The sequence below is a fragment of the Aeromonas enterica genome (assembly GCF_054052465.1).
Genome location: NZ_JBSTYL010000036.1, coordinates 21,729 through 30,452 on the forward strand (window position 1 = coordinate 21,729; position 8,724 = coordinate 30,452).

Genomic DNA, 8,724 nt, shown 5'->3' on the forward strand with positions numbered 1-8,724 from the left:
GCCGCGTGCAGGAAATTAAACAACCCGGGCTGGCCGCCAGCCCGGCGATTCAGCGCTGCTTGGCCGGCTTGGCACCGTCTACCAGCTTGCAGTTGCCGGTTTTCTTGTCATTACCACCAAGCTTGCTGGCCTGACGCTTCTCGAAGCGGGAGATCCACCAGTAGGCCAGCGCCGAGAACACCGCCGTCATGAAGACGTTGATGAAGAAGGCGCGCACCAGATCCACCCCGCTCGGGAAGGCGGAGGCACTCATGCTCACCACGAAGATGGTGATGAGCACCGAGACCACGGCCATGCCGAAGGTGCGGGATCCCATGCGGAACTCGCGCGGGGTGTCGTCGTGTTTCCAGCGGAACACGAAGTAGGCCACCATGATGAAGATGGGCGGCAGCATGGCGGTACCCGCAGTGAGGTTGATGGCGGTGTTCATCATCTGCTGCACCGACTCGGAGCCGAAGCCGTTGACCACCAGCATCACGAACACGAAGACAAACTGCCACCAGGCGGCGCGCACCGGCACCCCGTGTTCATTGAGCTGGGTGGTTTTCTCGCCGTAGACCCCCTGCGGGATCTCGGAGAAGTGGATCTTCACCGGGGCCGAGGTCCACATCATCATGGATCCGAACATGGCGATGAAGAGCACCACCCCGACCGCACGACCGACCAGCGCCTCGGACAGATGGAAGTACTGGGCCATGCCGGTGAAGATCTCCACCATGCCGCCGGCATAGGTGAGGCTTTCGCGCGGCACGAACACGTTCACCAGCAGGGAACCCAGCGCATACATGGCACCGATGACGATACCGGCCGTGATGATCACCCTGATGAAGGACTTCTGACCGCCTTTGACGTCATTGAGATAGGCCGCCGCCGTCTCGGCACCACCGGCCGCCTGGAAGATCCAGCACATGATGCCGAGGGTCGCCCAGTTGACGGTAGGAGTCATGGCTTCCAGGGTGATGGGCTGGGCCGCCACATGGTCACCACTCAGCGCCATCAGGGCACCCAGCACATAGATGGCGAACAGGGCGAACACGCCGTAGGCCACCAGTTCGGCAATCTTGCCGAGCCAGGTCGCCCCCTTGGTGGAGATATGGGTCGCCGCCGCAAACAGCGCTATGGAGATGATCGAGGTCACCATGGGTGAGAAGCTGTACTCATACCCCAGCATGGCGTATGAGGCGTAGGCGATGACGTTGGGCAACAGGGAGACAAACCAGAACAGGTTGACGAACCAGTAGAGAAACGAACCTAGATAGGCCATTCGGGTGCCGAGCGGCTTCTTGAGCCAGTCATACATGCCCGATTCGGAGTTCTTGTTGGCCGAGACGAACTCGGAAATGATGAACACGAAGGGGATGAAATAGACGAGCGTGGCCAGCAGAAAGATGGGCGCCGAGCTGAGCCCAAGTTCTATGTTGTTGTTGACGATGTTGCGCACGTTGAACACGGCGGCAAAGGTCATCGACAACAGGGCAAACTTGCCTATGGTGCCGCGTACGGATTCAGACATGGTGTCCTCCAATGGACTCGCGTTCCCTGCGGGTAACGCTGTGACTCTGTGATGTGTTCGGCCAGGGTCTGTCGGCCCCGCTCTTTACTCTCTTGTTATAATCGGGCCGCCTGGGCGGCCTCGTTGGTGAGCCGGTGCAGTCTCACCGCACCGGCTCGCAATACCATTCAGACGATCGGTGTGCCCGGTGCCATCGGCACCCGGGGTTGCAGCAGCACGCTCTGGCTCTCGTCCGGGGTCTCGGCGCAGAGCAACATGCACTCGGATCGCTCGCCGCGCATTTTGGTGGGCTTGAGGTTGGTCAGCACCACCACCTGGCTGCCCAGCAGTTCCTCCTCGCTGTAATGGGGCACCAGGCTGGTGACCGTCTGCAGCGGCCGCTCGCCCCCCACGTCGATCTGGACGACATAGAGTTTGTCGGCCCCGGGATGGCGCACCACCTCCAGCACCTTGCCCACCTTCATCTCGACCCGTTTGAATTCGGCAAACTCGATCGTCTCGCTCATTCCATGCTCCTTCTGTTCTGTGGTTCAACCTGTCACGGGTGGCTACCGCCACCCGCTTTCACTCTCTTGGCCACTCGGACCCCATTCGCTGGGGATCAGGAAGGCTGGATGGAAACCTGCGCCGCTGGCAGGGCCTCTTTCACCCGCGCTTCCTCGCTCAGGGAGGCTTCATATCTGTTGTATTTCCACCAGGCGAAGCCCAGGAAGATCACGATTCCGCCGACGTTGTAGAAGACGATGGTCACTATGTCGGCGCCGGTCGGGAAGGTGGAGGCCAGGAAGCCAACCGAGAAGATGGCGATCAGCACAGAGACCACGGCGATGCCGGTGGTGCGCGAGCCCATCTTGAACTCCCGTGGCAGGTGATCCAGCTTCAGGCGCAGATTGAGGTAGGCCAGCATGATGAACAGCGGCGGCAGCATGGAGGCGGCGGCTGTCATGTTGATGACGGTGTTCATCAGATCCTGCGCGGTGTTGGAGCCCAGGGTCGGGATCACCATCAGCGGCAGCACGATGAGGTACTGGATCCAGGCAGCGCGGGCGGGTACGCCATTCTCGTTCAGCTCGACCGTCTTCTTGCCGAAGATGCCGGCCGGGATCTCGGAGAAGAAGATCTTCACCGGGGTCGCCGTCCACATCAGCAGGGAGCCGAACATGGCGGTGAAGGAGACCAGACCGACGAAGCGGTTCATCAGGATCTCCGGCAAGCCAAAGTAGACCGCCAGCCCCTCGAACACCTGCACCGAGCCACCGGTGTATTTCAGGGTGCCGCTCGGCACGAACACGTTGATCAAAAGCGACGCGATGGAGTAGAGCACGCCGATAAAGATGCCGGCGATGATGATCACCTTGACGAAGGACTTGGAGCCGCCTTTGACGTCATTGACGTAGACAGCGACCGACTCGGCGCCACCGGCCGCCATGAAGATCCAGGTCGTAATGCCGAGGAAAGCCCAGCTGAAATCGGGGATCATCGCCTCTACCGTGATGGGGTCGGCCGGCTGCACGCCGCCGAGCAGGGCCGCGCCCGCCAGCAAGATGTAGGAGAGGGTCAGCAGCAGCATCAGGGACGAGGTCACCGAGGTGATGGGGCCCAGCATCTTGGCGCCGTTGGTGGAGACATAGGTGGCAAAGGCAAACAGCACCATGCTCAGGCCAGTGGTGGCCAACGGGGTGAGGATATACTCGTAGCCGAGGAAGGCATAGGAGGCGTAGGCAATCACCCGCGGCAACAGGGAGGTGAAGAAGAAGAGGTTCACGAACCAGTAGGTGTAGGCGGAAATAAAGGCCCAACGACCGCCGAGGGAGCTTTTCACCCAGGCATAGACGCCCGCTTCAGAGTTCTTATTCAGTGACACAAATTCCGCGATGATGAGACAGAACGGAATGAAGTAAAAAAGGGTGGCCAGAAAGAACATCGGGGCCGAGGCCAGACCGATTTCAATGTTGTTGTTGATGACGTTGTTGAAGCTGAATACCGCCGCGAAGGTGAGCGACAGCAGACCAAACTTGCCTATCGTATTCCGTTTGGAATCAGACATGGTGCATCTCCAGACCTGTAGTTATTGCAGCGAAAGAGCGGGGCATGATTTGTAGGGTGAGCCCCGCCCTTCCGGCTTTGTCAGTGCAGAACCAACGGCTTGTTATTTGTTCTTGAAGTAGCCGCCTTCGACCGTGACCTTGATGATCAGCTTGCGTACCGGGCTGTCGCCTGTGAACCGGTAAGCCTCGTCGTTCTCGAAGATCACCACCTGACCGTTGCCGACTTTCTGGCGCTCACGCACCTCGCCGGCCAGCCACTCGCGGTCTGTGGTGTCGTCATAGGCCTGCTCGACCCGCAGATCCGACTTGGCAGCCCACTCCACCGTCTCCGCCCCTTCCAGGTAGTAGTGGACGTCGAAGTAGCGGCGCTGCCCCTCGAACAGGGAGGTGGCCGGGCTGGCCCCCTCCTGCAAGCGGTAGGTGAGGGAGTCACCGATGGAGTGGCAGATACCGGGTTTGAGGTTTGCCAGATTGTTGATGGCCTCCACGCAGCGGCCCCACTTCTTGCCCTCCCGGTAGATGTTTTTGAACAGGGTCAGGTTGTCCAGGGTGATCATGCGAGGTTCCTCCCGCCGTTGATGGTGAGATCGAGCCCGGCCAGCGCAGCCGGATTGAGATTGCCACGGGCGATGGGCAGCAGGGTCAGACCGAAGCTGAACGGCTCGAAGCGCACCCGCCAGGAGTCCAGCACCTCGGAGCCCCAGGAGTTGGAGCCCAGCCCCAGCACCTTGTGATCCAGATTGAGGGTCAGATAACCGCTCGGCTCCAGCTCGTTGATGTGCTGCGCCGCGTGGATATGCTCCCAGCTGTAGGGCCAGACGCTCAGGTTGATGGGGGCATCGGGCCGCACGTAGAGACCGGCGCCGTGGCGGTTGGTCAGGGTCGCCCAGCGCACCTGCTGGCGGTTGCCGTTGTCCTGCGGGAAGGGGTAGTGCTCCCACATCTCGCCCACTGTGTTGTTGAAGCTGTCGATCCAGTTGCTCTGGCGGCTGTCCTGATAGTTTTCACCCGGCCCCATGCCAAGGTAGTGCACCCGGTCGAGATCCTGGCGAATACCCAGCTCGAAGCCGATCTTGGGAATGATGTCGTCATAGCCGCCGTAGGGCTGACCGGACAGCGCCACGTGCAGCTGGCCGTTCGGACTCAGGGTGTAGACGTAGCGGCAACGCATGCCGAAGTCGAACACCGGCGGCGCGATCAGGCTCTCTACCGTCACCTCGACCGCGTCATCCAGCTGACGCCAGCTCAGAGTGCGGAAGTGCTCCTGCATGATCTGCAGGTGGTTCGGGTGCCACAGGCTCTCGTACTCCTGCTTGTGGTTGTCGATCATCGGCTTGAAGAAGGTGAGGCGCGGCGCCCGCTCAATCAGCTCGATGCCATCCTGCTGCCAGCTCACCAGCTTGCCGTCTAGGTGCGAGAAGCGCAGGGCAAAGCCGCTGCCACTCAGGGTCAGGTCGAGGCGCTCATCAGCAATCTGCAACGCCGTGGCGTTGGGATTGGCAAAGGGCTGCAGCTGGCGAGTCGACTCTTTCAGCTGGAACTGGTACTGGCCCAGTTCGTGCTCCGCCGCGCTGTAGCGAGTGGCGGTGGCCTTGATGACCCGCAGCTGGACGAAGGTTTCCCGCCCATCGAGGGATGGCAGCTCGAGTTGCAGCTCTGTGGTAGCACCGGGAGCCACCCCTTCCAGCCGGCTTTGCTGGCTGGCCAGCAGTTCGCCCTCGGCCTTCACCTCGACCAGCAGACGGATGTCGTCGAGATTGGAGAACCAGTAGCGGTTTTCCACCGCCAGCTTGCCGCTCGCCAGATCCAGCGCGCGCACCTTGACCGGGCAGATCACCTGTTTGTATTCACGCAGGCCCGGCCCCGGGGTCTGATCCGGATAGATGAGGCCATCCATGCAGAAGTTGTAGTTGTTGGGGTAGTCGCCGTAGTCGCCACCGTACTTGTAAACGGGACGGCCCTGCTCGTCCTGATCCAGAATGCCGTGATCGCACCACTCCCAGATGTAGTGGCCCTGAATGTGGGGATGGCGGTCGAACACCTGCTGGTATTCGCTGAGGCCACCCGGGCCGTTGCCCATGGCGTGGGCGTATTCGCAGAGGATGCGCGGCTTGACCATAGGGAACTCGCCGAAGCAGTTCATCTGGGAGACCCGGGAATACATGGTGCTGACCACGTCCACCACCTCGGCATCGCGATCCTCTTCGTAGTGCACCAGCCGGGTCGGGTCGATCGCCTTGCAGCGCTGGTACATGGCTCTGATGTTGCAACCGTAGCCGGACTCGTTACCGAGCGACCAGATGATGATGGAGGGGTGGTTCTTCTGGGCGTGCACGTGGCGCTCGATGCGATCCACGAACACCAGCTCCCAGAAGGGATCGTTGGTGATACGGCTGAGATCGCCGACGTTGGCAAAACCGTGGGTCTCCACGTCGGTCTCCGCCATCACGAACAGGCCGTACTGGTCGCACAGCTCGTAGAAGCGCGGGTCGTTCGGGTAGTGGGCGGTGCGCACCGAGTTGAGGTTGTGCTGCTTCATCAGCACGATGTCGCGTTCAACACGATCCATGCCGACGGCGCGGCTCTTGAGGTGGTCGTTGTCGTGACGGTTCACCCCGTGCAGCTTGAGGTAGTGGCCGTTGACGTAAAAGAGACCATCCTTGACCTTGATTTCACGTACCCCGACCCGCTGCGGGATCACTTCCAGCAGCTCGCCCTGACCGTTGTAGAGGGAGAGTTGCAGCTGATAGAGATAGGGATCTTCGGCACTCCACAGATGGGGATTGGCCAGATCCAGCGTGAAGCGGCAATCACACTTGCCATCGATGGCGAGATGATCCAGCGTTCCGGTCGCAATCTCGCTGCCTTGATCCAGCAGCGACCAGACCAGACGGTGATCACGGGCAGCCGCACCCAGATTCTCCAGCTGGATATCGCAGCTCAGGGTGGCGCTTTGATTGTCATCGGCCAGCGCGGTGCGAATGAAGAAGTCCTGCACATGGGCGGCCGGTTTGCCCACCAGATAGACGTCGCGGAAGATCCCCGCCATCCACCACATGTCCTGATCTTCGATATAGGTGGAGTCCGCCCACTGCATCACCCGCACCGACAGCAGGTTCTCGCCGGTGTTGGCGTAGGCACTGATGTCGAACTCGGCGGTGAGGCGGCTCCCCTTGCTGAAGCCGACGTAGTGGCCGTTCACATAGACCTCGAAGTAGGTCTCCACCCCGTCAAACTTGATGATCACCTGTTCGCCATCCCAGGCCGGGCTCAGCGTGAAGCTGCGCTGATAGGCGCCGGTGGGGTTGTTGGTTGGCACGAAGGGCACGTCGATGGGGAAGGGAAAACCCTCGTCGGTGTACTGCAGCTGGCCATGCCCTTCCATCTGCCACATGTTGGGCACGGTGATCTGGCCCCACTCGCTCATGGGGCTGTAGTAAAAGGCCTCCGGCACCTGCAGGGGGTGCTCGAAGTAGTGGAACTGCCACTGACCACTCAAGGCAAGAAAACGGCGGCTCAGCTCGCGCTGCATGGTGGCCGCCGCAACGCAATCGGCATAAGAGAAGAAGTAGGCGCGCGGAGCCAGCCTGTTTTCACCAACGAATTGAACGTTTTCCCAGTTATTCACATGTCCTCCCGGAACAAGGCAACTTTGACTGGGTAAACTCTAAATAAACATTTACTAAATATCAGGTAATGATCGGTAAAGTTTTAACCCCATCACACAAGATGGCCGGATTTGTGAGCGAGATCAGAAGCTGAGACTAAAGGAGGGGTTTGTCTGCCTGAATGGCATGGATGTTGATTTACATAAGAAAGGAAATGAAAATATCATTATATAACAACGCACTAAGTATTTATTCAGCGTGGGAATGTCTATCCGGGATAAAGAGAGTCGCCGCACCATGTCAGAATGGTGCGGCTAAAAACCAATGAGTTTTACTAAAACTACCGGGTGGTGCCACGCAGGGTCAGTCGGCTGGGAACCAGTACCCGCAGCGGGACCTCACGTTCGTCGCGAAGCCGTTCTACCAGCAGATTGACCCCCTGGGAACCCATCAACTCGGAGTGGATCCGCACGGTGGAGAGCGGCGGGAAGGTAAACTTGGCAGTCGGAATATCGTTGACGCTGATGAGCTCGATCTGCTGGGGAATGGCCAATCCCTTCTCGTGGATAGCTCTCAGCACACCGATGGCGATGGAGTCGGAGGCAACAAACAAGGCCTTGGGCCAATCTCCCGCCAGCATCTCCTTCGCCAGTCGATAGCCGGAGGCACTGGAGAAGTCCCCGCGATAGAGATCGTTCTCCTGCACCACTCCCAGCCGCTGACCGTAGTCGAGGAAGGCCAGCTCACGCAGATCCGGCGCCTCATCCTGACCACCTATGTAACCGATGCGGCCGTGTCCCTGGGCAATGAAGAAATCCACCACCTGCTGGCTGATCAGCGCCAGATCCACGTCCACCGAGTCAAACTCCCCCTGGGAGCGACAGTCCACGAACACCAGCTGGGCAGAGAGGGAATAGAGTGCGGCAAGCCGTTCAGGTGGCAGATGGCCGATAACCAGAATACCGTCGACGGCGGAGAGCTCACGCCCCTCGGCACCGTTGTAGAAATGGGTCAGCTCGATATTGAGGCGAGCACACTGGGTCTCGATGCCATAGCGAATGGCGAGATAGTAGGGATCGTTGACCTCGGTACTCTGCGGGTAGGCATAGACAGCCAGAAAGTGCAGCTTGCTCTTGTGCACCCCTTTGCGAGCCGTGCTGGTCTTGTATTCCAGCCGCTCGGCGATCTCGAAGATCCTCTGCCTGGTCTCTTCCTTGACGCTCAGCGTCGGGTCTTCATTAAGTACCCGTGACACAGTCGCCTGGGAAACCCCCGCTTCCTGCGCAATTTCCTTCAACGTGGCCATGCATACTCCTCTGGCTATGACTCCTGACAATACCAGACCAAGAGTAACGAGCAACGTGCTGACATCCCAGCATTTTTACTAAAAAACCATGGAGGGAGGAAAAATCCCAAAGCAAAAAGGCCTCCCGAATGGGAGGCCTCTTCTAAATAGGAGCCTGACAGTGTCCTACTCTCGCATGGCGAATGCCACACTACCATCGGCGCTACCGCGTTTCACTTCTGAGTTCGGCATGGGATCAGGTGGTTCCAC

Annotated in this window: 6 protein-coding genes and 1 rRNA gene; all 7 read right to left on the bottom strand. The window is 59.7% G+C overall.

Annotation, left to right across the window (positions count from 1 at the left end):
• Positions 1–49: 49 nt before the first annotated feature.
• Positions 50–1,513, bottom strand: coding sequence for an amino acid permease (locus tag ACW5XD_RS22490; RefSeq protein WP_456496815.1), 1,464 nt, complete (start codon positions 1,511–1,513; stop codon positions 50–52).
• A gap of 167 nt (positions 1,514–1,680) precedes the next feature.
• Positions 1,681–2,019, bottom strand: coding sequence for a tRNA-binding protein (locus tag ACW5XD_RS22495; protein WP_456496816.1), 339 nt, complete (start codon positions 2,017–2,019; stop codon positions 1,681–1,683).
• Between the two features lie 95 nt (positions 2,020–2,114).
• Entirely contained in the window at positions 2,115–3,560 is a 1,446-nt protein-coding gene (locus ACW5XD_RS22500; protein WP_456496817.1) for an amino acid permease, read from the bottom strand.
• Between the two features lie 102 nt (positions 3,561–3,662).
• Positions 3,663–4,118 carry a beta-galactosidase subunit beta gene (locus ACW5XD_RS22505; RefSeq protein WP_456496818.1) on the bottom strand — a complete coding sequence of 152 codons (456 nt, stop codon included), beginning with the start codon at positions 4,116–4,118 and terminating at the stop codon, positions 3,663–3,665.
• The gene (gene ebgA, locus ACW5XD_RS22510; protein WP_456496819.1) at positions 4,115–7,189 is read right to left on the bottom strand and encodes a beta-galactosidase subunit alpha; all 3,075 of its coding nucleotides are present in this window, start codon (positions 7,187–7,189) and stop codon (positions 4,115–4,117) included. Before ebgA ends, ACW5XD_RS22505 begins: the two co-directional genes overlap by 4 nt.
• 320 nt (positions 7,190–7,509) lie before the next feature.
• Positions 7,510–8,475: a transcriptional regulator EbgR gene (ebgR, locus tag ACW5XD_RS22515; RefSeq protein WP_456496820.1), complete on the bottom strand. Its 966-nt coding sequence runs from the start codon at positions 8,473–8,475 to the stop codon at positions 7,510–7,512.
• 152 nt (positions 8,476–8,627) lie between these two features.
• Positions 8,628–8,724: ribosomal RNA gene (gene rrf / locus ACW5XD_RS22520) — 5S ribosomal RNA — on the bottom strand; the annotation flags it as partial.